20 protein-coding genes and 1 pseudogene are annotated in these 21,891 nt (G+C 67.5%); 8 read left to right on the top strand and 13 right to left on the bottom strand.

Annotated features, from left to right (window positions below; all coding sequences use genetic code 11):
• Nucleotides 1-8 precede the first annotated feature (8 nt).
• Entirely contained in the window at nt 9-257 is a 249-nt protein-coding gene (locus EDD92_RS46745; RefSeq protein ID WP_123969946.1) for a hypothetical protein, read from the bottom strand.
• 401 nt (nt 258-658) lie between these two features.
• Between EDD92_RS46745 and EDD92_RS46740 the strand changes: the two genes are divergently transcribed.
• Nucleotides 659-1,444, top strand: coding sequence for a hypothetical protein (locus EDD92_RS46740; RefSeq protein WP_123969945.1), 786 nt, complete (start codon nt 659-661; stop codon nt 1,442-1,444).
• Between the two features lie 147 nt (nt 1,445-1,591).
• Nucleotides 1,592-1,711 (top strand): annotated as a pseudogene (locus EDD92_RS52625) (IS5/IS1182 family transposase); the annotation flags it as partial.
• Between the two features lie 149 nt (nt 1,712-1,860).
• Here the strand turns inward: EDD92_RS52625 and EDD92_RS51805 are convergent.
• From EDD92_RS51805 to EDD92_RS46685, 9 genes are all read right to left on the bottom strand, one after another.
• A complete protein-coding gene (locus EDD92_RS51805) occupies nt 1,861-2,244 on the bottom strand; it encodes a hypothetical protein (RefSeq protein ID WP_260327222.1) in 384 nt (127 codons plus the stop codon).
• Between the two features lie 49 nt (nt 2,245-2,293).
• Nucleotides 2,294-3,373 (bottom strand): phosphotransferase, encoded by a 1,080-nt coding sequence (locus EDD92_RS46725; RefSeq protein WP_260327221.1) that lies wholly within the window; start codon nt 3,371-3,373, stop codon nt 2,294-2,296.
• A 23-nt stretch (nt 3,374-3,396) separates the two neighbouring features.
• Nucleotides 3,397-4,746 carry an aspartate aminotransferase family protein gene (locus EDD92_RS46720; RefSeq protein WP_123969944.1) on the bottom strand — a complete coding sequence of 450 codons (1,350 nt, stop codon included), beginning with the start codon at nt 4,744-4,746 and terminating at the stop codon, nt 3,397-3,399.
• 64 nt (nt 4,747-4,810) lie between these two features.
• Nucleotides 4,811-4,978 carry a hypothetical protein gene (locus EDD92_RS50275; protein WP_185124347.1) on the bottom strand — a complete coding sequence of 56 codons (168 nt, stop codon included), beginning with the start codon at nt 4,976-4,978 and terminating at the stop codon, nt 4,811-4,813.
• Between the two features lie 190 nt (nt 4,979-5,168).
• Entirely contained in the window at nt 5,169-6,335 is a 1,167-nt protein-coding gene (locus tag EDD92_RS46710) for an ROK family transcriptional regulator (RefSeq protein ID WP_123969943.1), read from the bottom strand.
• Between the two features lie 925 nt (nt 6,336-7,260).
• Nucleotides 7,261-8,406 carry an N-methyl-L-tryptophan oxidase gene (gene solA, locus EDD92_RS46700; protein ID WP_123969942.1) on the bottom strand — a complete coding sequence of 382 codons (1,146 nt, stop codon included), beginning with the start codon at nt 8,404-8,406 and terminating at the stop codon, nt 7,261-7,263.
• A 19-nt stretch (nt 8,407-8,425) separates the two neighbouring features.
• Nucleotides 8,426-9,829 (bottom strand): FAD-binding oxidoreductase, encoded by a 1,404-nt coding sequence (locus EDD92_RS46695; RefSeq protein ID WP_260327220.1) that lies wholly within the window; start codon nt 9,827-9,829, stop codon nt 8,426-8,428.
• Between the two features lie 224 nt (nt 9,830-10,053).
• Nucleotides 10,054-10,539, bottom strand: a complete 486-nt coding sequence (locus EDD92_RS46690; RefSeq protein ID WP_123969941.1) for a RidA family protein — start codon at nt 10,537-10,539, stop codon at nt 10,054-10,056.
• A 49-nt stretch (nt 10,540-10,588) separates the two neighbouring features.
• Nucleotides 10,589-11,269 (bottom strand): haloacid dehalogenase type II, encoded by a 681-nt coding sequence (locus EDD92_RS46685; RefSeq protein WP_123969940.1) that lies wholly within the window; start codon nt 11,267-11,269, stop codon nt 10,589-10,591.
• Between the two features lie 259 nt (nt 11,270-11,528).
• Here EDD92_RS46685 and EDD92_RS46680 point away from each other — a divergent pair, with 259 nt between their 5' ends.
• The 4 genes from EDD92_RS46680 (at nt 11,529) to EDD92_RS46665 (ending at nt 15,665) form a co-directional block, all read left to right on the top strand.
• A complete protein-coding gene (locus EDD92_RS46680) occupies nt 11,529-12,215 on the top strand; it encodes a GntR family transcriptional regulator (RefSeq protein WP_123969939.1) in 687 nt (228 codons plus the stop codon).
• A gap of 927 nt (nt 12,216-13,142) precedes the next feature.
• Nucleotides 13,143-13,628 (top strand): RidA family protein, encoded by a 486-nt coding sequence (locus EDD92_RS46675; protein WP_260327219.1) that lies wholly within the window; start codon nt 13,143-13,145, stop codon nt 13,626-13,628.
• A 123-nt stretch (nt 13,629-13,751) separates the two neighbouring features.
• Nucleotides 13,752-14,858, top strand: a complete 1,107-nt coding sequence (locus EDD92_RS46670) for an alanine racemase (protein ID WP_123969938.1) — start codon at nt 13,752-13,754, stop codon at nt 14,856-14,858.
• A 72-nt stretch (nt 14,859-14,930) separates the two neighbouring features.
• A complete protein-coding gene (locus EDD92_RS46665; protein WP_123969937.1) occupies nt 14,931-15,665 on the top strand; it encodes an SDR family NAD(P)-dependent oxidoreductase in 735 nt (244 codons plus the stop codon).
• A gap of 700 nt (nt 15,666-16,365) precedes the next feature.
• On the opposite strand, the gene EDD92_RS46660 is transcribed toward EDD92_RS46665, so the two are convergent.
• Nucleotides 16,366-17,280 carry a LysR family transcriptional regulator gene (locus EDD92_RS46660; RefSeq protein ID WP_123969936.1) on the bottom strand — a complete coding sequence of 305 codons (915 nt, stop codon included), beginning with the start codon at nt 17,278-17,280 and terminating at the stop codon, nt 16,366-16,368.
• 122 nt (nt 17,281-17,402) lie between these two features.
• On the opposite strand from EDD92_RS46660, the gene EDD92_RS46655 reads away from it, so the two are divergent.
• Nucleotides 17,403-18,404 carry an NADP-dependent oxidoreductase gene (locus EDD92_RS46655; RefSeq protein WP_123970865.1) on the top strand — a complete coding sequence of 334 codons (1,002 nt, stop codon included), beginning with the start codon at nt 17,403-17,405 and terminating at the stop codon, nt 18,402-18,404.
• Nucleotides 18,405-19,358: 954 nt separating this feature from the next.
• On the opposite strand, the gene EDD92_RS46645 is transcribed toward EDD92_RS46655, so the two are convergent.
• Nucleotides 19,359-19,640, bottom strand: a complete 282-nt coding sequence (locus EDD92_RS46645; RefSeq protein ID WP_260327218.1) for a hypothetical protein — start codon at nt 19,638-19,640, stop codon at nt 19,359-19,361.
• Nucleotides 19,641-19,856: 216 nt separating this feature from the next.
• Between EDD92_RS46645 and EDD92_RS46640 the strand changes: the two genes are divergently transcribed.
• Nucleotides 19,857-20,201 (top strand): VOC family protein, encoded by a 345-nt coding sequence (locus EDD92_RS46640; RefSeq protein ID WP_123969935.1) that lies wholly within the window; start codon nt 19,857-19,859, stop codon nt 20,199-20,201.
• A gap of 471 nt (nt 20,202-20,672) precedes the next feature.
• Here the strand turns inward: EDD92_RS46640 and EDD92_RS46635 are convergent, their stop codons facing one another.
• Nucleotides 20,673-21,770 carry a LacI family DNA-binding transcriptional regulator gene (locus EDD92_RS46635; RefSeq protein WP_123970864.1) on the bottom strand — a complete coding sequence of 366 codons (1,098 nt, stop codon included), beginning with the start codon at nt 21,768-21,770 and terminating at the stop codon, nt 20,673-20,675.
• Between the last annotated feature and the right edge of the window lie 121 nt (nt 21,771-21,891).

The raw sequence follows: 21,891 nt of genomic DNA, 5'->3' as shown, positions 1-21,891 counted from the left end.
CGGATTCGTCAGATCGGCGCCTTCTCACAGGCCGCGTAGTTGCTGGTCGGCGCGCCGGCGCCGATGCAGTGGAGGTCGACGAGGGGTGTGCCGTTCGAGATGATCAGGCCCTGCTGAGGGGCGTTGACGGTGACCGTGGATGACGAGAAGCCGTCTCCGCCGGTGATGACCGTGTTCGTGTCGGCGGAGGCAACTCCTGCACTACCGCAGAAGGCGCTGAGGGCGATTGCCGTGATAACCGCGAACTTCCTGGACAAGTCGGTTCCTTCCTGAATTCACGCATGTGCACGCTTGCACGCCAGGCGTGACCGTGATCGTTCACCTACCACCGGGGGTGGGTCTTCCGGGAGCACATACAGGCACATATCCCGGGTCCGGTCTCCTCCACGATGGCTGGTCCGCGCGGTGCGCGCACGAGGAACACCGCCAACGAGTGAACACGGCGACTCGCGGTCAAGCCCGGTGTTCGAGCGCGGCAGCAAGGCGCCCTTGGACGCCGCCGGCGTCGGACCTATGGCGCCGCCCGCTCATAAGCTCCGCGTCGCCCGATCGGGGTCATTCTCCCGCACCCGGCAGAACGGGAAGGCGCTGGAGGACAGACTGATGCGGTGAGTGCCTGTGGGTAAAGGCCCGTCGTTGAAGAGATGTTGGACTCTCGGTGGTTCGTCTGATCGACTACCCAGCCGCCTTTGATCCCGCCGACCGCCACGGGACGGACGGACGGCAGGGCGCCGGTCTCCGCACCGCCCGGGTGCCGTACTGGTGGATGCCGGTGGAGGCGGCGCTGCCGGTACTGGCCCGCAGCATTGTCGATGGTGAGGGCGATGAGGCATGCCACTACTGGGGATCCACGGTCCTGTTCGCCCTCCAGCTGCTCGCACAGGGCCGTTTGAAGCCGACGGTGACCGTCCATGGGTTCGATGCCTGGCACACTGCTCCGCAGCCTGGTGAGGAACGCGAGCGCTTCGACCAGCTCGACGCTGTCGCCGACACCCTGCCGCGGACCCCGGCCGCCCCGGCTCTCGCCGGCATGAAGGCCTTCACCGCCCGGCCGCCCCAGCACATCCCGCACCTGGTGCCGGGTGCGGACCGCAGCGCCGCGAGCGGGCCGCCGGCCAGTGTGCAGATCTCACTGCGCCTGGACATCAGCGAGGCCGGGACGAGCGGGGTGCGGGCCGTCGTGATGGTCCACGACACCGCTCCCCCGCACGATGTGGTCGAGGCGGCCCGCCTGTGGCGTGAACCCCCGTTGCCGGGATCCGCGGACGCCGCGCGGCAGATGGGGATGATGGTCGCGCTGCGCGGCGCCGCCCGCGCCTGGCCGCCCCTGGCGCGAATGGTCCCGGTCACGGGCTTGGGCCTGGTCGAATGCGGCGGCGATCACGTGCTCGGGCGGTTGGATGAGGGAGGCGGTGAGCCACTTGTGCAGCAGCGCCACCGCTAGGGCCGGCACCGAACCCCGCCGGCCGCCGTGACCGCGAGCGCCCCGAGCAAGGCCAGGACGGCGGCCGGGGCAAGGACGGCCCAGGGGACGCGTTCGGCATACGGCTGGTTCTCGGCGAGTAGCAGGCCTCATTCGGAGGATGGGGGCTGGGCACCGAGGCCGAGGAAGCTGAGCACGGCCAAGTTCAGGGCGATCCACTACCTTGCCTTTCTCGGCCTCGCCGCAAACCTGCGCTGCTACAAGCGACTCGTCCGCCTCACCACGTAGGACGCCGTCTGACGCTGAGTCTCTTCTCGAGTGGACAGTTCAGCAGATGACAGACGGTCGTTGTGGGACATCAACAGATGAGTCCCGCAACGACTGTCAGCCGAATGGCGATACCGGCGCTCCTGCGTCGAGGCGGCGGAAGTGGGAGGCTACCCGGTCTTGAACCGGTCCGGACGCACGAAGTCCAAGCCTTCGATGGTCTGCTTGCCCAGCGCCTCGTGTGCGGCGATGTGGCCATAGCCGGTCGCCATCTTGAAGCCCTTTCCGGAGAATCCGGTGGCACAGTAGACCCTGCTGTTCTCATCCAGCCAGCCGAGGAGGGGATGCCTGTCCTCGGTGAAAAGGTCGGGAAAGGCCTCGGAGCGCACGATGGTGGGGGTCGGGCCGGGAAAGGCCGGCCAGTCGCGCGGACGGTGTCGAGGGCGGCGGTGCCTGCAGCGTGTCGGGCCCATCGCGGCCAGCCGGTCAGCAAGCCGTAACGCGGGCTCGTTCGCGAACCGCCCGAAGAAGTGGTAGGTCTCCAGCGTCTTCATCTGCCCTGTCTTTTTCTGAGGGCAACTGCACATGTTCGGGACTGGCTTTTCAGGAATGCCCGTGACGGGCTTCCCTGAGGTGCGCGACGACGTCGTCCAGGCTCACGGTCAAGGAACGCTCGATATTGATCCAGTCGTCCTTGGCGTGACCGAGGAGGTACTCGCGCCGTTCGGGTGCGTGCTCCGCGCGCCAGTTCGTGATCAGCGCACGCAGCGTGAGTCGTGCCAACGCGGCAACCGGGAGCAGCGGGAGTTCCGAGGCCTGGATCGGCCGCTTGCGTTGGTAGCCGGCGGCGAAGGCGCAGGCGTCCCGCCAGGGCTGATCCGGCGTCCTGCCGAGCAGGTTCGCCATGGGAACGGCGGGGTCGAAGATCACCGCACTGCGCACCGTGTCGCCGAAGTCGATGACACCGGTGACGAAGTGATCGCTCTGTGGATCCACCACGATGTTGTAAGGGCTGAAGTCGCCGTGGATCACTTGGGTTTCGAGATCACTCAGCCTCGGGACGACGTTTTCGCAGAAGAGCCGGAAGACCGACTGGGCCAACTGACGGTGCTCGGGGCTCGGCGTGTGCTCGACCAGTTGGGTCAGCTGGTGGAAATGGCGGATGTCCCACGCCAGACCTCGTCGGTCCGCCGGGTGCGTGAACGGCCTGAGCGCCACGTCGATCAGCCCCAGCATCTCGCCCGCCTCGGCGAGCCGCTCCGCGTCCGGGTTCGCATCGGCCAGGACCTGGCCTTCGACGAAGTCGAACACCCGCAGGGTGCGAGTCCTGCCGTCGTTCAGCCTGATGGTGACATGGTCGTCTCCGTCGGCGGTCAGCTTCACCCGCTGGACAGGCAAGTGCGGAGCGGTGGTTTCGAGGTGGCGCATCGCGGCGGTCTGGAGGGCGACGACCGCCTCCGCCTCGTCAGGTGGTGAGACCTTCACGAGGTAGTTGCTCGAGTCGGTGGTGAGTTGGAACGTGTCGTCCTTCTCGGTCGCCAGTCGCCCCAAGCGCCCGGTGAGGCGGTAGTGCTCCTCAAGGAAAATGCTCACCAGCATCACGTCGATGGGCTCGTGGGACGACGTCAGGCCGCTCTCCTGGAGGAGCCGCTGAGCATAGTTCGCAGCTGGTGAGGTGTTCACGGTCAGTCCCTTCGGTCAGCCTGTCACAGACGGTGCTTCGCGACCTCGGCGAAGGTCTCGAGGAATCGCGTTACATCGGCGGAGTCGAAGGCCAGCGGGGGGCGGATCTTCAGGGTGTTCGCCGACGTGCCCGTGCCGCTGATCAGGATGCGGCGATCGCGCATGTCGTTGATGACATCTTCGGTTCGTGCGCGGTCGGGCTCGAGGGTCTGGCGGTCCTTGACGATCTCCACGCCGACGTAGAGACCGGCGCCGCGGACTTCGGCGACGTAGGGGGAATCCTTGGTGATCTCCCACAGCCCCGCGCGCAAAGCGTTGCCGCTCTCCAGGACGCGCTGCTGCACGTTCTCCTTCTCGAAGACGTCCAGCACCGCGGCGCCTGCGGCCACGGGGACGGAACTGCCGCCGAAGGTGTTGAAGTAGCGGACGTTGCGTCCGAACTCCTCGCAGACCTCGGGGCGGAAGACCACACCCGAGATCGGCAGCCCGTTGCCCATCGGCTTGCCCATGGTGACGATGTCCGGCAGCACACCGTGACGGCTGAAGCCCCACATCGACTCCCCTAGCCGGGCGAATCCCGACTGGACCTCGTCCGCGATGTAGACACCGCCGGCCGCGTGCACCTCCTCCACCACGGCCTGCATGTAGCCGGGGGGGTCGGTGAAGATGCCATCGCTGCTGTAGGCGCAGTCGGTGATCAGGGCCGCGAGCCGGTACCCGTGGCGCTCGAGGTCGCCGATCGCGCCGCGCACCTGCTGCCGCATGTGCTCGTCGAGCGTGGATCCGGGCGCGACGAGGCGCGGGTCAGGAGCGTCGATGAGCCGGACGTTCGGGCCCAGCGGCGAGCCCGCACCGAGGGTCGGTGAGAAGCTCGCCACCTCACGAGTGAGGCCGTGGTAAGCCCAGCGGGTGACGATGATGCCCTCACCGCCCGTATGGAACCGCGCCACCCGAACCGCCAGGTCGTTCGCCTCCGACCCGCTGCACGCGATGCTCAGCTTGGACAGCTCCTCGGGGAACGTCGCAAGAAGCCGCTCCGCGTAGTCGACCAGTGCTTCCTGGACGTAACGCGTGTTGGTGTTGACCACCGCCATCTGGCGGGCGACGGCCTCGACAACGTGGGGGTGGGCGTGCCCGACGCAGGGGACGTTGTTGTAGGCGTCGAGGTAGTCGTTGCCGTCACGGTCGATCAGGTGGGCGCCGCGGCCGGAGACGAACTCGACCGGTTCCCTGTAGATCAGCGTGTAGCCAGGGCCCAGCACCTTGTTCCGGCGCTGGATGGTCTCTCGGAGGTGCTCGGGGAGCTCGCCCAGTACCCCGGGGTCGAACCGGTTGGGGTAGTGGGCTATCGCCCGACTCAGCGTCGAAGTCATCGGCAGGCACACCTTCAGTCTCGTTCCGGAGTTGCTCGCTGCGTTGGCCGGAACCATACCATCATTAATTCCAGTTCCAATCTGAAACTAGAAACTTTTGTGCCCGCCCGATGATCGCCACGTCGACATGTCCAGGCGCTTCCAGACCCGCGCCGCCTGCTGTCTCGACGTCCCGGCCGACGATGCCCAGCCCCAGCAGCACACCGTCCTTGTACGGCAGCTGCCCCGACACGTAGCGGATCGTGCAGATGCTGGTCTTCGTGACCAGTACGCCGGAGTTCGGTGAGCGGCGATGTGGGGAGAGATCGGCACTGTCATGAGGCGAGAGGCGCTGGCCGGCTGTTGCTGTCGTGGGCTCTGTCTGATGACGGGCCCCGTGTCCTGACCTGCGGCCCGGAGCGTCTCGCCTGCCGGCGGTCGGCTCAGAAGGCCGGTGCGGACTTCCCCGAGAGCCGGTTCTGTTGCCGTGCTCCGAGCACGGCGTCGCGCAGCCGTTCCTGAACGATCGTCAGGCATGCGTAGACCGCGCCTTGTGCCGTCGACAGACCGATCTGATGCGGACCCGTCCTGATCTCTGGCACCGCCGGAAGGCTCTGGTCGAGCCGCCCGCGCACCTGGGGAAGGACGACATCGACGAGCGGGCGCAGCCGGCCCACGAAGTAGACCGACTCCGGGTCGAGCGTCACGGCGACGACGCTGACAGCGGTCACGATCGCGGTGGTGAACGCCTGCAGCACTTCGGCGTGCGGCGCCTCGGTGTGCGGTTGCAGCCAGAGATCCTCGATGCGCTCCAGGTCGAGCCCCTGCTTGCGGGCGAACCGGAGGAGACCTCGGGTGCTCAACAGCTCGTCGAGGTTCTCGTCGCCGACTCCGGAGGAGAGCACACCGATGTCGCCGAAGGTGGGTGTACCTCCCCGTGCGAGCTCGTGATCCGTGCAGCTGGCGAAGTTCAGTGTGGTGCTGACGCTGAAGAGCGCGGCGTTCTTGATGGTTGCGTCGTTCGTAAGGATCCCGAGCAGGGACGCGTTGGCATCGCTGTCGAGGAGCACTGGGGCCTTGATCAGGTTTTCGACGGCTTGCTGGAGGCCTGAGCCCGCGAAGATTTTCGTCGACTCCGCGGGGCCGAAGATCTCGGTGCCGCCCCGGACCCGGCCGGGCACTGCGGCGACGATCTGACGCAGAGGACCCTGCGCAGATCGGGCGGCCTCCGCGATGAGGTCGACCAGCCATCGCGCGGCGTCCTCGACCTCCTGGTGATCGACGGTGGGAACCGTCACGTGCTGGATCTCACGACCCCTCAGGTCGGTCACCAGCACGCCGGTGGTCTGGGCACCGAAGCTGACACCGGCGACATGCCCAGTCGTGCCGGGCAGGTCCAGATAGGTGGAGCGGCGGCCGCGGCCGGTGATCTCGTCGACCCCGCTGTCGACGACGAAGCCGTCGGCCCGCAGCTCCTCAACCGCTCTGGACACCGTGGCCTTGCTCAGGCCCGTCAGCTCGATGAGCTGGTTCCGCGTCAGGGGCGCGTGGGAGAGGACCACGTCGAGGACTGATGCCTTGTTGTAGTCGCGTGAGGTCGGGTTGGTCACGTGATGACCATAGCGAGCCCGGTACGCCGATCGGGCAGGGGCCGATTTGGGCGGTCCGACCAGGGGTTTCGACGCGGTGAGAAGCGGGTGTTCCGGTGGATCCGTCGCTCCCGCCCGGGCACGCTCGAAGGGGTCCGTATCGGCGTCTTCCGCCTCACCGGACGGTTCTCGACTCATCTGTCATGAACTCCGCAGGTCCGCCAAGCACTCCAGGAGCGCATCGCCGCGTTGCGGCGAAGAGCAGGAAGCCCGGGGATCGACGACCAACTGACTGCCGGCAGCGAGCATTCGCGGACCAGTGCAATCCTGTGCGGCCAGCCGCTGGTCAACGGCCGAAACGACCTCGACGTTGCTGGGCCAGCGCCCTGCCTTGGAGCGGCTTGACCGCATAGTGCGAGCTTAGCGGTTTTTATTTCAGGATGGAACTGTAACAAATAGCGTTGGCTGCCCAGCAGCGAGCACGGTAGATGCTCGCGACGGACGGGCTCTCCCCCTTGCGGGTGATCAGGTCGGGCTGGATCCGTTCGACACGCTCGCCGAGCACCCGGCGGCGCTGGGCACCGGTGTCGCCCTCTTCAAGCCGGGTGACGAGGTCTTCGGCAATCAGCGCATTCGGCCCAGTTGGAGAGGGGACTCGCACGGGATGGGTGAACGAGCCACGATCCTGATCGGTCGGCCTGCCGGGCGAGCGCCTCGGACGCGCCCGCGTCGAAGAGGACGAACCTGCCGTCCTTCTCCGGTCTCCTGATCGCCCCTGCCGTCGGCGCCGCGATCCCGGCAGCGTCGTCCATCGGCCACCCGTAGATGGCCACCGAGACGGCTGGAAAGGCGATCGTGTGGGCCCCTGGTCCGCCCCTCACCCGCAACGACTGTCGGTCGAATGGCGATACCGGCGCTCCTGCGTCGAGGCGGCGGAAGTGGGAGGCTACCTGGTCTTGAACCGGTCCGGACGCACGAAGTCCAAGCCTTCGATGGTCTGCTTGCCCAGCGCCTCGTGTGCGGCGATGTGGCCATGGCCGGTCGCCATCTTGAAGCCCTTTCCGGAGAATCCGGTGGCACAGTAGACCCTGCTGTTCTCATCCAGCCAGCCGAGGAGGGGATGCCTGTCCTCGGTGAAAAGGTCGGGAAAGGCGTCGGAGCGCACGATGGTGGGGGTCAGGCCGGGAAAGAATTCAATGACGATCTCGGTGACCTTCTCGACTTCTTCCCGGGTGAGTTCCCTGGGCACGGAATCCGGGTCGGGGGTTGCCCTTCCGCGCCCGTCCAGCGGTCCGTCCACCGATGCCTTGACCGTCACGCCATCGACGGCGGGTGCGCCGTACATGGAGCGATCGCCGTACAGCCGGCTGAAGACGGGGAATTTCTCCGGTGAGAACTGCGTGCCGTCCTGGGCGATGAACCAGGTCAGGACGATCCGATGGGTTTCCGTGACAGCCTTGAGGTGGTCGGGCATGAGCCTTCGGGACCAGCCGCCCGAGGCGACGATGACCTTCTCGAACGTCCAGGTTCTGTCGCCCGAGGTGACGACCACACCGTGGTCGGTTTCGGTGATGCTGTCCACGGGTGTGTTCTGCAGGACGGTGGCACCGTTCGCCTGGGCCGCCGCGACGGCGGCGCTGACGGCGCGGTCGGTGCGCAGAACACCGGCGCGGGGGTCATATATGGCGCAGTCGTCGGGGCGGAGGTTGTGCTGGGGGTAACGTTCCGCTATCTCCTCCCGGCTCAGGGCGCTGTGCTCGGCTCCGGTGATGCGCGTCGTCTCGAGGAGGCTGTTGATGAAACTGCCGTTCGCCGTCCCGATGGACAGCCCCCCAGTAGGTATGAGGATGTCCTCCCCGGTTTCGGCTTCGAGCTCGGCCCAGAGGCCGCGGGAGCGTTCCAGGATGGGGTAGTAATCGGGCTTCCCGAAATAGACCATGCGGAACAGTCGGGTGTCCCCGCCCACGGCACTGCGGCCGTGCGCGGGAGTGGCAGCCTCGAAGCCCACTACCGCGTCGGACAGCCGGGAGGCCTGCCACAGAGCCATGCTTCCGATGCTGCCCAAGCCGATGACTGCGAGTTCTGCGTCCATGAGAGCAGTTGCCTTTTCTTTACTCGTGAAGTCCGGCCAGTCTGCTGCCGAATCTGGCCAGGAGTGAGGTCTTACTGGAATTCCTCCGCTCCTCCCACTGGTCGGCAATACCGAAGAGCCGGTACATGGCGTGCACGCCCAGCCAACGGATCGGCTCCGGTTCCCACTTCCGTGCCCGGTAGCCGACCCAGGGAAGGCTGGTCCGTTCGGTTTCCTCCTCGAAGGCGAGCTCCACGAGAGTTCTGCCGCCGACGTAGGCCGACGTGACGCCGTGTCCCGCGTAGCCGGTGGACGACCCGATCCCCGAGGCCGGGTCCCAGTGCACACCGCCGTTCCAGTCACGCGTGACGCCCAGGACTCCCGACCAGGCGTGGTCCACCTCGAAGGGAATGTTCGGGAAGAAGGTACTGAGCTTGTGCGAGATCAGGTCGATGGTGGACTGGGCGGTTGCACCGGCTCCCCCGGTGCCGGACCCGAAGCGGTAGGGGACGCCGCGGCCCCCCATGGCGATACGGCCGTCCGATGTCCGTTGGGCGTAGATGAAGGTGTGCGCGGAGTCGCTGAGGCACTGGAGCCCGTCCCAGCCGATCTCCTGCCATGCCTCCTCCGGCAGGGGCTTGGTCACGATCAACGAGGAGTTGACCGGGATCAGGGTCCGGCTGCCGAGCAGCTGTCCCGAATAGCCTTCGGTGCAGATGAACGTCCTGGCCGCGCTGACGCGTCCGTCGGCCAAGGTGAGGGTCCTGTTCGCGACACTGTCCACTCGGCTGCCCTCGTAGATCCTGACCCCCATGGAGGTCAGGGTGTCGGCGAGGCCGTAGACGAGTTTCGCGGGGTGGAATCGGGCGCAGTGCTTGTAGAAGAGCCCGCCGTGGACGGTGGAGATGTCGATCCGGCTCCGGAACTCGTCCCGGTCGAGCATGTGGACTTCGTCGTCGGTCAGCCCGTACTTCAGGTCGGCATCACGCCTGGTGACAAGCCGGCCCAGCCCCGCCCTAGTGTGGGCGGCGACGAGCGCGCCACCCTTGTGCTGATCGGCATCGATGCCCTCGGCCTGGAGGATGTCCAGGACCGCGTCGACGCCATCGACGAATTCCTGCTGCAGTGCCCGGCTCGCTTCCAGCCCGCCCCCGGCGCGGGCGAAGGTGGCACGGTTTCCTGGGGGCATGGCCGAGAGCCAGCCACCGTTGCGTCCTGACGCGCCGTAGCCCACCTGTTCGGCCTCGAAGACGGCGACCGAGAGCGACGGTTCGAGCTTCTTGGCGAAGTACGCCGCCCACAGGCCGGTGTAGCCGCCACCGACAATGGCCACGTCCACGGAGTCCTGGCCGGTGAAGCGGGGGAACGACGGCCTCTTGTCGGCCAGCCCGGCCACCCAGAAGCCGAGCTCTCCGTTTCGCGGTGGTGCCGCATGGGCGTTCATGGTGCGTCCTTCTTCTGTGTCTGGGACCGGCGGGCGGGGCTGGAACGCGGTGCAGCTGCCGTCGACGGGGAGGGCTGCCCCGTTGAGGTGGGAGGACTCCGACGACGTGAGGCGGTGGCCGGCGTCGGCGATCTCCTCGGCAGTGGCGGCCCGTCGGACGGGGATCCGCGCCCTCACGCCGTGCCTGTGGAAGCCGGTCCACCGCCGCCGCTACGGGCTCGTCGCTAGACCGCAGTGCAGATCATCTGGATCTCGACAGGGGTGTTGAGGGGGAGCCCGGCGACGCCGAGCGCGGTGCGGGCGTGCCGGCCGTTCTCGCCCAGTACCTCGATGAGCAGTTCACTGGCCGCGTTGGCGACCTGCGACTGCAGACCGAAGTCCGGCGTGCTGGCCACGAAGACCAGCATCTGCACGATCCGGACCCGGTCCAGATCCCCCACCGCCTGCACTGCGGCGGCAAGGCAGTTGAGCGCGGCATGGCGCGCGAGCTCCTGCGCGATCTCCAGCTCCACGTCCCGGCCGACGACGCCCTGGCCCAGCAGTTCGCCGTCCTTGAAGGGAAGTTGGCCGGAGAGGTGGATACTCGACCCCACCGTCCGGTGGGGCACGAGGTACGTGCTGTCGGCGAGGACGGGGAGCGTCAGTCCTAGGGCTCGGAGCCTTTCTGCAGCCGAGTCGCCCTTGACGGTTTGCGGCAGGGGCCGACTCATGCCGCCACCGCCTTGCTGCGCACCATTTCTTCGGTTCTCCTCCCGGGCGTCAGGGGCGCGGCAGGCCGAAGAGGACCGGGAGGTCGGCGATGTCGGTGATGCGCTCGTAGCCGAGCCAGTGCTCGTCGTGCTCGAAGCCGCGATCGACATACACCTTGTGCTTGATGCCCATGATCGCCGCGGAGCGCAGGTCGTACATCGGGCTCGCGGAGACGTGCACGAGCTCGTCGGGTGTCACGCCGAGCTTGTCGAGCATGTAGTCGAACGCGCCGAGTCGCGGCTTGTAGACGCCCATCTCCTCGGCGCTGATGACGACCTCGAACGGGGCCTTGAGGTTCTCCGCGAGACGCACGGCATGCGCGGAGTCGCTGTTCGTGATGATGACCAGCGGGACCGCCTCGGCCAGGCGGTTCAGCGCCTCGGTGACACCCGGGTACGGGCCCCAGGTGGGGACGGTCTCGTACACCGCCCGCGCGTCTTCCTCGCGGTACTCGAGACCGACCTTGCGCGAGGCGCGTTCCATGGAGCGGGCGACGACCTGGTGGAACGGCTGGTACGCGCCCGTGCACTCGTCGATCCGGTACGCCTTGCAGATCCGCAGGAACTCATCGGCGACCTCGGGCGGCAGCCGATCGCCCAGAACCTCACGCATCGTGTCGTTGATGCTGAACTTGATCAGCGTTCCGTTCATGTCGAACGTCACGAACTTGGGCTTGACGTCGAATCCCACTGGTCCTCCTGGTGTTTCAGTGGAGCATTGCGAGAAAACTGGTCGATTGTCGACCGTAGTCCCGGTCGATTGTCGACCAAGCTGTTGTCGACTGTCAACCGTGTCTGCGGAGTGCCTTGCGTGGCCCCGGCGTCGACCATGTGACGGCCCAGGGAGTTTCCGTGCCGGGGAAGCGAGTTGATGTGTGGGGGAAAAGCTCGACAGAGGTATAGTCGACAAACGACCAAGTGGTCGACAAGTACTCAGGGAGGATGACGGGGTGGCCCACAAGTTCGAGTGGCAGGAGCAGCGGTCGACGACGCCGGACGGCGTCTACCGCACACTGCGGGCGGCCATCCTCGACGGGACCGTACCTCCTGGTGGCCAGCTACGAGAGGCGCACATCGCCTCGGATCTCGGGATCAGCCGGTCCCCGCTGCGCGAGGCGCTGACCAAGCTGGAGGAGGAGGGGCTCGTCATAAAGATCCCCTACCGTGGGGCGTTCGTCGTAGAGGTGAGCCCTCGAGAGGTCGCCGAGATCGACTCGGTCCGGCTGCATGTCGAACCCTACGCCGCCGAGCTCTCGGCCGAAGCGCTGCGTGGTCCTGAGCGGCCGCAGTTGCTGCAGACTGTCGAGGATCTCCGTCGGGCGATGGAGAAGGACGACATCCCGGCCAGCATCGACGCCCACCTTCGTTTCCACAGGCTCTTCTACGAGCTCTCGGGGCACGGCATCCTGCAGGGCCTTTGGAGCGGCTGGGAGACCAAGCTGCGCCTCTACCTCAGCGTCGATCACCGTACTTACAGTGACAACCCGCATCAACTGGTCGTCGAGCACGAGAGGTTGGCCGCGGTTGCCCTGGAAGGCGACACCGACGCGTTCCGCCAGGAACTGGCTGCCCATTTCCCCATGGGGCTGCGAGCCCAGCCGGGAGATGCGGGAGAACCGACGCACCGGCACGTATGAGGCCGTGCCGCGTGTGTGCAGTGTTCGGGCCCGCTCCTCACCGTGACGTTGTAGACCCATGCCGAAAGGTCAGGATCAAGCTCCCAGCGTCAGCGCGATCGCGTAGCGGATCTTGCATGAAGGGCGCCGGACGCTGGCGCGGTGGGACGGGTCGGGGCGACGGGGCGTTCACGGCCGCGAGGTAGCTGCGCGGAGTCCTGGGTGGGGCGTTCGCGAGGGACGCCGTCGCCGGTCAGGCTCCCATGTTTGTCAGGATCGGTCAGACTCCGTCCGGGTCGGTGCCCCCGCGCGCTCTGACGGACTCGATCGCGGCACCGTGACCCGGCCGGTGCGCCGATGCCGCCGAGTTCGTCGAGCATGCCCCAGTGCGGCCGGGCCGGGCCCTGGCTTCGGCCCCCGGGCGAAAGCGCGGACATGCGGTCGGCGAGGTCGGTTGAGCCCGGAGGCAACTGCCCGGCCTGTACAGCGGGGCGAGCCGTGGCATTAAGGACCTCGTGGGCGTGAGGTCGACCGTCGGCGCGTTGTTCGGCGATCCGGTCGGCGCTCCGTGTCAATCGCCCTGGAATCCGCCGCCGTCAGCGACCGTCATGTGGACAAGTGCGCGGCACCCTCTCGCCCACGCCGAACCGGATGGACCGGCGAGCGCGGTTGCGGTGTCGGCCGTCGTTTCCGGCAGCAGCGGATGGGTCCGCACGCGGTGCCCCCAGCCTGTGCTCGGCGCTGAAGTTTGTGTTGACAGTGTTCAACAGGCAGCCCTATGGTCGACAAACGACAATGAGGGTGGCTGATTTAAGCCATCATGCGGCGCTTTGTCGCCACAGGTGCTCGAGAGGACAGCCGAGTGCAGATGATCACAATTCACAAGATGCGGGTCTTCGCAGCGAACTGCGCGGGTCTGTGTCCTGTGCCGTCCAAGGCGATGGCACGGTGAGCGGGCGCGTGGCCTCGGTAGCACACACCGGCTCGGCTTCCGATCGGCTCCAGGCCTTGGGTCTGGCCCTTCCCGAGCTCCGTGAGAACCCGTACTACGTGCACCACCGCAGTGTGGATTCGAGCATCTACATTTCGGGCCAACTTCCTTACAAGGAAGGTTGGTTGCTGGGCCAGGGCGTCGTTGGCCGGGACGTGGAGCCGGAGACGGCGCGGGAGTTCGCGCGCCATGCCGCGCTCAACTGCCTTGCCGCCGCAGTGCAGGCGGTGGGGGATCTGGACCGGGTCCGGATCGAGCAGATGCTGGTCTTCGTGGCCAGCACGCCGGACTTCGGTCTGCAGTCACAGGTCGCCAACGCGGCCAGTGAACTGCTCATCGAGGTACTGGGCGAGAACGGCCGGCACGCCCGCACCGCGCTCGGCGTCGCCGGGCTACCGCTCAACAGTCCGGTCGAGATCCAGATGGTCTGCACCGCGGTGTAGGGGTGGGCACGACGGCGGTGCAGCCCGAGTGCGGTGATGGTGTGCGCCACGCACATTCGGCATTCGAGGGAGTCGGCATCCGCTCCCCCGTTCATTCCCAGACACAAGCAAGAGGAGTGCAGCGTGAACCGGCTCCAGCGAGCACTCGACGCTCTGGTCGAGCGGGTCGACACCCCCGCGCCGATCGTGCTGGTCGATGTCATGCAGGACAACATCGACCGCATGCAGGGCTTCGCCGCCCGGCACAACCTCGATGTCAGGCCGCACGTCAAGACGCACAAGTGCGTGGAAATCGGCCGGCGGCAGATCGGGGCCGGGGCGGTCGGAATCACCGCGGGCAACGTCGGTGAGGCCGAGGTCTTCGCCGGGGCCGGATTCGACGACATCTTCCTCGCCTACCCGGTCTGGCCCTCGGGAACGAAGGGAGCCCGGATCCGCCGGCTCGCCGAGTCCGTCCGGCTGCGGGTCGGCGTGGACAACGTCGCGGCGATCGAGGCCCTCGCCGACGCGATGGGCGACGAACCGGACCGGCTACAGGTCGTGGTCGAGGTCGACTGCGGTGCCCGCCGTTCCGGAGCGCCGCCCGAGGCCGCGGGCGACCTCGCGCTCGCAGCCCGCAAGCGCGGCCTGGTGCCGGTGGGCGTCTTCACCTATCCAGGTCACGGCAGCTCCGGCCCGGACGCTCGCGAGCGCGCCGCGCAGGACCAGGAGGCCGCGCTCACCACCGCAGTACGCAGCCTCGACAGCGTCGGGATCACCGCCGAAGTGGTCAGCGCCGGCTCCACACCCACCGTCGAGTTCTCCACCAGCAGCGTAATCACCGAGATCCGTCCCGGCGAGTACGTCTTTGGGGACCTGAACAACGCCCGGCTCGGCGCCTGCACGGACGATCAGATCGCGCTGTTCGTCGCCACCACCGTGGTCAGCGACTGGGTGCCCGAGCAGGTCATCCTCGACGCGGGCACCAAGGCCCTCAGCCGCGAAGGCAGCATCGAGCGCGGCTACGGCCGGGTCGCCGGCACGACGGCCGTTCTGTCCAAGCTCAACGAGTACCACGGATTCCTCGCGCTGCCCGCGGGCGAGCTCCGCCCCAGGGTCGGCACCGTGGTGCCGGTGGTGCCGAACCACGTCTGTCCGGTTGTCGTCAATTTCGAGGAGTTGATCGTCACCGACAGCACCGGCACGTCACTGCAGCGGTGGCCGGTCGACGCCCGCGGATTCCTCACCTGACGGGCCCCGGGACGAGCCCCCCTGGCCGAGCGCCACCTGACCGACCTCTCCCCCCGTGAAGGAATGTCTGACATGAGACTCAAGAACGTCACGGCCCTGGTGACCGGTGCCAGCAGTGGCATCGGACAGGCGGTGAGTTCTCACTTCCGCCGCGAGGGCGCGCGACTGATGCTCACCGGCCGCAAGGAGCAATTCGACACCGCCCGGCCCGACGACCTGTACATCCCGGGAGACCTCAATGACGAGGCGTTCGTCGAGGACCTGGCCAACCAGGCCGCCCAGTCCCTCGGCACCGTCGACGTCGTCGTCCTCAACCACGGCCTGCAGGCCAGCAGCCCGCTCACCGAGATGCCACACGACGACGCGAAGAACGTCCTCGACAGCAACCTGCTCAGCGCGTTCCTGGTGATGAAGCACTTCGCGCCGCTGATGCCCCCCGACGGAGGCTCAGTCGTCTGCGTCAGTTCACGGCTCGGCATGGTCGGCAAGCCCGGGGAAGTCCTGTACTCCGCCGCCAAGGGAGGCCTCATCATGCTCGCCAAGGGCGCGGCGATCGAATGGGCCCCGCGCAACATCCGCGTCAACGTCGTCGCTCCAGGTCTGACCGCCACCCCGATCATCGAAGCAGCGATCCAGCGCAGTCCCGACCCCGAGGCCTACCGCCGCGAGCGCGAGACCCAGATCCCGCTGCAACGCCTCGCCACCCCCGAAGAAGTCGCCGACGCGGTCCTCTTCTTCGCATCATCAGAGTCGTCGTACATCACCGGAGCAGTCCTCCCTGTCGATGGCGGATACACCGCCTTCTGAACACCCCTGCCTTTGTCGTACGTGAAGGTCGCGAACCGCAGGTCCGGTCGACGCGATGACGAGCCAGTGGTCGGCCGACATCGGACTGTGATCGCAATCGCTGCCAGCTTCCGCCAGGCGGCAGGCACGACGTGGGAGGCCGCCGTTGTGGGCGGCGTCCCGCTTCTCCCGAGCAGTCGACCGCCCGCGCCAAGACCCCGCTCTAAACTTCAACACGCTGAACTTGACAGGGAACCGCAGGGCATGGCGGCGCAGTAGGTTTCCGGCATGCCGGTCACCGCGACCCGCTCGGCTCCGAACCGCTCGAAGAAGTGTTCAGTTCGAACGCGCGGCCCACGACCGCAGCTTGCAACCTTGGACGACCGTTCGCATCCGTAAACTTACTGATCGTTTCAGAATGGGGTGCGTAGCCGCCTCAAGCAGATGATGCCGCAGGCGAGTTGGAGGAGTCCTTGGTGGACCGCGAGCGTGGTCAGTTCCGGCCGGGTCAGAAACCGTCGGCCCCACGTCTTTCCAACTCCCCGACCGCGCAGCAGCCTCTCGTGCCGGGCATAGTCCTTCCCGCCGGGGCCCGCGAACCCGGGAAGGTCGCCCGTGGCAGCGAAGAGCTCAAGAGTCTTGCCGATCTTCCAGTCCCGGCAGTCCGCATCCAGCGCAGTTCCTGCGTCGAGCGGTGTTCAGCCTGCGGCGAGCTGGCGGATTACTCGGACGCCCTGGTAGACCTGCCGCCCACGGTCATCGCCGGCCTGGTCCCGGGCAGGACGGCTTTGGCAGCAAGCCGGAGATTCCTGATCATCGGATTCGGGTCGCCCTTGCGGCTGACGAGGACGACCTGGCTGGGGGGAGCGCCCTCGATCGGGACGGTGACGAGGTCGGGACGCAGTGAACTGCGCCGGTCGCCGACCGGTAGCACGGCGATCGCCTCGCCACTCGCGACGAGTTCGAGCTTGTCCTCGTAGCTCTCGATCGGCGGCAGGCCGGCCCCGAGGATGCGGTAGGAAGTCCAGTCTGCGGTCTCGAACGCGCACGGCGCCGCCTCTTCGCCGGCCAGTTCTTCCGCGGTCACCGACGCGCGGTCGGCCAAGGGATGGCCGCGCGGGACCACGAGCATCCGTGGCTCCTCGTACAGCGGGGTGGTGAACAGGTCGTCGGCGGCGAGCGGCAACGGGGCTCGCGCGATCAGGGCGTCGACGCGCTTGTCGGACAGTGCCCCGACGTCGCGGCAGCTCAGATGCCGTGAGGCGATCTCGGCGTCCGGGTAACGGCGGCGCAGTTCCCGTACGGCGGCAGTGACCACCAGGTCTTCGACGTAACCGATGGCGATTCGTTCGGTCTGGGCTTGCTCACGCACGGCCAGCTCGGCCTGGCGCGCGGCCTGCAGCAGGGCTTGGGCCCGGGGGAGGAACGTCTGGCCGGCCGGAGTGAGCCGGGTGCCCTGGGGGGTGCGGTCCAGCAGTCGTGTGCCGAGATATTTCTCGAGCCGTTGGATCTGGCGGCTCAGCGCCGGCTGGGCCACGTGCAATTCGCCGGCGGCCCGGCCGAAGTGCTGGTGCGCCGCCACCACGGTGAAGTAGCGCACCAGCCGCAGTTCCAGGTCCTGCCCGAGATCGTTCACCCTTGCAGCGTACGCGTCATGCCGTTTCGGAATGGCCGGGTTGCCGAACCGGTCTTGGACGGCCATGCCGTCCTGGGCCTTGACTGAAGGAGCAACGTTTCCCCGAGAAAGCGACAGGCGTGATGAAGGCGATCCAGTTCCGCGAAGCGGGCGGGCCGGAAGTTCTGCAGTACGACGAGGTGCCGGTTCCCGAGATCGGTCCGGGCGAGGTGCTCGTCCGGGTGCACGCAGTGGGCATCAACCCGCCGGACTGGTACCTGCGTGAGGGGATGAAGGTCATGCCGGCCGAGATGAGGCCGGCGCTGGAGTTCCCCCTGATCCCTGGAACGGACATGTCGGGCGTGGTCGAGGCGGTCGCTCCGGACGTGCCGGGGTTCGCTGTCGGTGACGAGGTCTTCGGCATGCTGCGGTTCCCCGGATTCGACGGCCGGACGTACGCCGAGTATGTGGCCGCGCCGGCTTCGGACTTGGCGCACAAGCCGGCCGGCATCGACCACGTGCAGGCGGCTGGGGCGCCGATGGCTGTGCTTACGGCCTGGCAGTACCTGGTTGATCTCGGCCACGACGTGCCGTCCCCTTTCACCGGCCAGGTGCACCAGCCGGTGCCGATCACGCCAGGGATGACCGTGCTGGTCAATGGGGCCGCCGGTGGAGTGGGCCACTTCGCGGTGCAACTGGCGAAATGGAAGGGGGCACACGTCATCGCGGTGGCCTCGGGCCGGCACGAGCAGTTCCTGCGCAAGCTCGGCGCCGATGAGTTCGTCGACTACACCACGACGCAGGCCGCGGACGTGGTCAGCGGCGTCGACCTGGTGATCGACACCGTCGGTGGCCCGGACAGTTCACGCTTCCTGACCGTGCTCAAGCGCGGCGGCACCATGCTTCCAGTGTTCTTCGCCCAGTACGACCCGGAAGAGACGGAGCGTCTTGGCATCACAGTCTCGAACATTCAGGTACGGTCCAACGGCCCCCAGCTCGCCGAGATCGGGCGCCTGTTCGACGAGGGCAAGCTCCAGGTCGGGGTGGACAGCACCTATTCCCTGCCCGAGGCGGGCAGCGCACACACGCGGGCCGCGCAGGGCCACATCCAAGGCAAGATCGTGCTGACGGTGGTCTCGTCGTGATCGCCGAACTCCAGCAGGCGGGGTCGAAGTACGCCCACGCCTTGAACGAGCTGAATGTGCCCGAGCTGGAAGCGTCCTGACCGAAGACACCACCTGGACCTTAACGATGCCCGGGCAGGGAGTGCTCGGCCCGGTCGCGGAGGCACGGCGGTGCTCGACTTCATCCGTGACGGGCACACGGCCCAGACCGGAAGGGTGCGGCACCACCTGGGCAATGCCGTGGTCACGACAATGAACCCCGCCACCGCTGAGGTGCGGGCCTATCTGGTGCAGACGAGGAACACCGGCGAGAGCATCAAGATGATCTCGACCTGGGTCTACACGTTCGGCCTGCGCCGGCCGGCGGTGGGTGGCGGATCGTGTGCCGCCTCGCTCGTCCCCGGCCTGGCCGCGCACCGGCACGGCGCCGCGATGCGCGATCAGTCGCAACTGGCCGCCGCCGAACGGGCGCCCTGGCTCGCGGACGAGGTCGGCAGCCGGGCCGGTCGGGCAGGATCTTCCGCTTACGCGAGGGGTGCGACGGCACACTCACGCTGGTACTCGCCACCGTGTCCGCGGCCGATCCGTCCGGCCGCTGGGCCGCCACCACCAGCGGGGCGGTCACCGTCGGGACCGCCCTGGGACCGCCGGCGGTCGGAGCCCTGTTGGACATGACCAGTTACGCGGCGCTCGGTGTGCGCTCGCGGCGGCCACCTTCCTCGCCGCGATCCCTCTGCTGGCCCTGACCCGAACCGGCCGCCCGCGCGCGGGTAGGTGATCCGGCCGCCGACGACCGTGAGGAACCGGAAGGGAGGTCGAGCAGCTCGGTGAGCGGGCAGCCGTCGGGGGCTGCGCGAGAGGCGATCGGGTCGGCGGCTGCTCCTGGCGCGAGGGCGGCAGTCGTCGGCCGACTGACCGGACAAGCAGTGCGGCAGGACCGTGAGCGACACCCCCCTGAGCCCGGCAGTCCTCCGGCTACTCCGACGCGGTCCACCGAGCCTTGTCCACCATCGCGTAGAACAGCCCGATGTCCTCGGCCAGGTGGAACACCGACTCCTTGACCGTGAACAGCGCATCGCTCTTCTCCTGGCCGCCGGCCTCGCGCATCGACTCGACCTCGAGCGCGTAGTCGCCGACCGTGAACTGGATCCAGCTGGCGGTCTCGACCAGCTTCCGCAGCTCGGCGACGATCTCCGCGTACCGGTTCGCGCTGACACTGCCGAACCTGTCGGCTGTGTCGATCTCTTCGGGCGGCATTCACCACCCACCGCGGGCCGGAACACGGCCCGCGGCCGTGGCGAGACCCGTCCCGCTTCCCGACTGAGAGTCCGACCGGAAATACGACGGTGAGTGTGCGGCGACTCCCACGGCGCTTCCCCCCGACTTCCATGTCGAGAACCGGGCTACTCCCTCCGATGAGTTTTGGTCACGGGAGTGGTCCGACTTCCGAAACGACTGTGAGGAGTGATCCGAGTGGACCTGTACAGCATCGTGTGCGTGAGTGACCGGATCAAGGCACGTGAGTGGTTCGAGGCGTTCTTCGGGCGCCCGGCGGACGAGATCATCGGCGAGGAATACCTGTGGCAGCTTGGTGAGAACGCATGGGTTGTCGTTGACGATCGGGACATGCGCGCTGAGCGAGTGGGCGGAGCCATGATCACGCTCGGTGTGAACGACCTCGACGACATCCTGGCCCGACTCGCCGCACACGGGATCGACCACGAACCGGTCGAGACCTACAGCAACGGCGTGCGCCACGTCGTCGTGCTGGACCCTGACGGGAACAGCCTGTCACTTGCCGAGGCACCCACCCGGTGAGTTTCTCCCACCTGTGCGGTGTGCTGCGCTGCGCCTGACCTGCTCGGATTGAGTAGCTGTTGTCTTTTCGATCTTGAGAGATGCGCGTCGAACGGGAGTCCCGATTAGGCGGTCCTGGGTGCTTGGGGGCGCGTTCGCATCCCGCGGATCCGGGGTGCCTCCCGTGCCGACGGTGTTGCCGCCGTCCGGAGCCAGCACCGTGTTGACCCGCCTGCGGGCGATCGCCCACTCCTGCCATTCCAGCTCGGCCGCGGCCAGCTCGGCCTGGATACGGCAGCCTCCTCACGCAGCCCGTCGACTCGACGGCGAGCGGCGGACTCGTACTGTTTCCAGTAGCCCGACCCCGACGGCATTCGAGGCCTCCCGGCGAGCGACAACACAACAGGCCACAACTCCGACGGAATCACCGACCCCAAGCTTGACCAGCTGAAACGCCGTCCTCAAGTTCGGCAAGCCAACAGCCACCCACCCTTACCGCTTCAGGGGCGGCGGCGCCGTGCTGCTTCTGACCACCAGGCGGGTGGGAACGATGTCCGTGCCGGATCGGGGGACGTCGTGTTCGTGGATCTGTCGCAAGACCTCCTGGGCACTTTTCCGGCCCACCTCGGCGAAGTCCTGGTGGACGGTGGTCAGGGGCGGGGCGAAGTGGGCGGCATCGGGGAGGTCGTCGAAGCCGACCACGCTGATGTCGCCGGGGACGGCCTTGCCTCGTTCCTGGAAGGCGTGCAGGAGACCGAGTGCCATCTGGTCGTTGGAGGCGAACACCGCGGTGCAGTCCGGCTCTTGTGCGAGTTCGAGGCCGGCCGCGTAGCCCGATTCGGCGGTCCAGTCGCCGTGCAGGGGCGGTGGCACAGGCCGTCCGGCTTCCTCGAGCACGGTCTGCCATGTCTGGGCTCGGCGCTGGCTTGCGTACGACGTCTCCGGACCGGTCACGTGCCAGACGGTCTCATGTCCGAGTTCCAGCAGGTGGCTGATGGCCTCTCGGGTGCCGCCGGCCTGGTCGGTATCGACCACGCGATAGCGGTCTCCGGCGTCGGAGTCCACGACAACCACGCGCACGCCGGGCGGCAGCTTCACGGTTCCCGCGTCAAGCAGGTGGACCTCGATGAAGACGATGACTGCGTCGACGGCCAGTTCGCCCATCCGGGTGAAGGCGCCCAGCACACTGTCCTGGGTCGGAATATCGACGGGGATCACCGTGATCGCGTATCCCTCGGCCGCGGCCTGGGCCGCGATCGCTTGCACGGTGTCGCTGTGGCCGGTGGCGGAGAGGCTGTGGAGGATCACGCCGATGGTCTTGAACTGCCCGTACCTGAGGGCGCGCGCGGCGCTGTTGGGCCGGTAGCCCAGTTCCCGCATCGCAGCCTGCACCCGCTCCCGGGTCGAACCGATCACGCTGGGATGGCCGTTGGCCACCCTGGACACGGTCTGACGTGAAACGCCGGCAAGCGCGGCGACGTCGGCCCTCGTGACGTGCTGCCTGTGGCGCCCGCCCGGTACGGCCGAACCGACTTGCTGTGCGCCCACCGCAGGACCAGGATCCTGCTGTCCCGGCTCACTCAGGTTCATCGGGCCTTCGCTCCTGTCTGTCCACTCGTCGCCGTCCGCTGAAGGCTCGGGCGGAAGTTTTAACGTGCGAGAAACCTTGACCTCTCGCTGTGACGGGTGCCACGCTACCGCATCATGTTCA

The sequence above is a fragment of the Streptomyces sp. TLI_185 genome (assembly GCF_003814765.1).
Taxonomy (GTDB): domain Bacteria; phylum Actinomycetota; class Actinomycetes; order Streptomycetales; family Streptomycetaceae; genus Streptomyces.
The sequence above is the reverse complement of the archived record's forward strand: the minus strand, read 5'-3'. Positions and strand labels throughout refer to the sequence as shown.

What these genes read in the sequence shown, in the direction of transcription:
- EDD92_RS51805 (WP_260327222.1), bottom strand. Translation starts at nt 2,244, where the DNA reads ATGAAGACGCTGGAGACCTACCACTTCTTCGGGCGGTTCGCGAACGAG.
- EDD92_RS46720 (WP_123969944.1), bottom strand. Translation starts at nt 4,746, where the DNA reads ATGACTTCGACGCTGAGTCGGGCGATAGCCCACTACCCCAACCGGTTC.
- solA (WP_123969942.1), bottom strand. Translation starts at nt 8,406, where the DNA reads ATGGACGCAGAACTCGCAGTCATCGGCTTGGGCAGCATCGGAAGCATG.
- EDD92_RS46695 (WP_260327220.1), bottom strand. Translation starts at nt 9,829, where the DNA reads ATGAACGCCCATGCGGCACCACCGCGAAACGGAGAGCTCGGCTTCTGG.
- EDD92_RS46690 (WP_123969941.1), bottom strand. Translation starts at nt 10,539, where the DNA reads ATGAGTCGGCCCCTGCCGCAAACCGTCAAGGGCGACTCGGCTGCAGAA.
- EDD92_RS46665 (WP_123969937.1), top strand. Translation starts at nt 14,931, where the DNA reads ATGAGACTCAAGAACGTCACGGCCCTGGTGACCGGTGCCAGCAGTGGC.
- EDD92_RS46655 (WP_123970865.1), top strand. Translation starts at nt 17,403, where the DNA reads ATGAAGGCGATCCAGTTCCGCGAAGCGGGCGGGCCGGAAGTTCTGCAG.
- EDD92_RS46645 (WP_260327218.1), bottom strand. Translation starts at nt 19,640, where the DNA reads ATGCCGCCCGAAGAGATCGACACAGCCGACAGGTTCGGCAGTGTCAGC.
- EDD92_RS46635 (WP_123970864.1), bottom strand. Translation starts at nt 21,770, where the DNA reads ATGAACCTGAGTGAGCCGGGACAGCAGGATCCTGGTCCTGCGGTGGGC.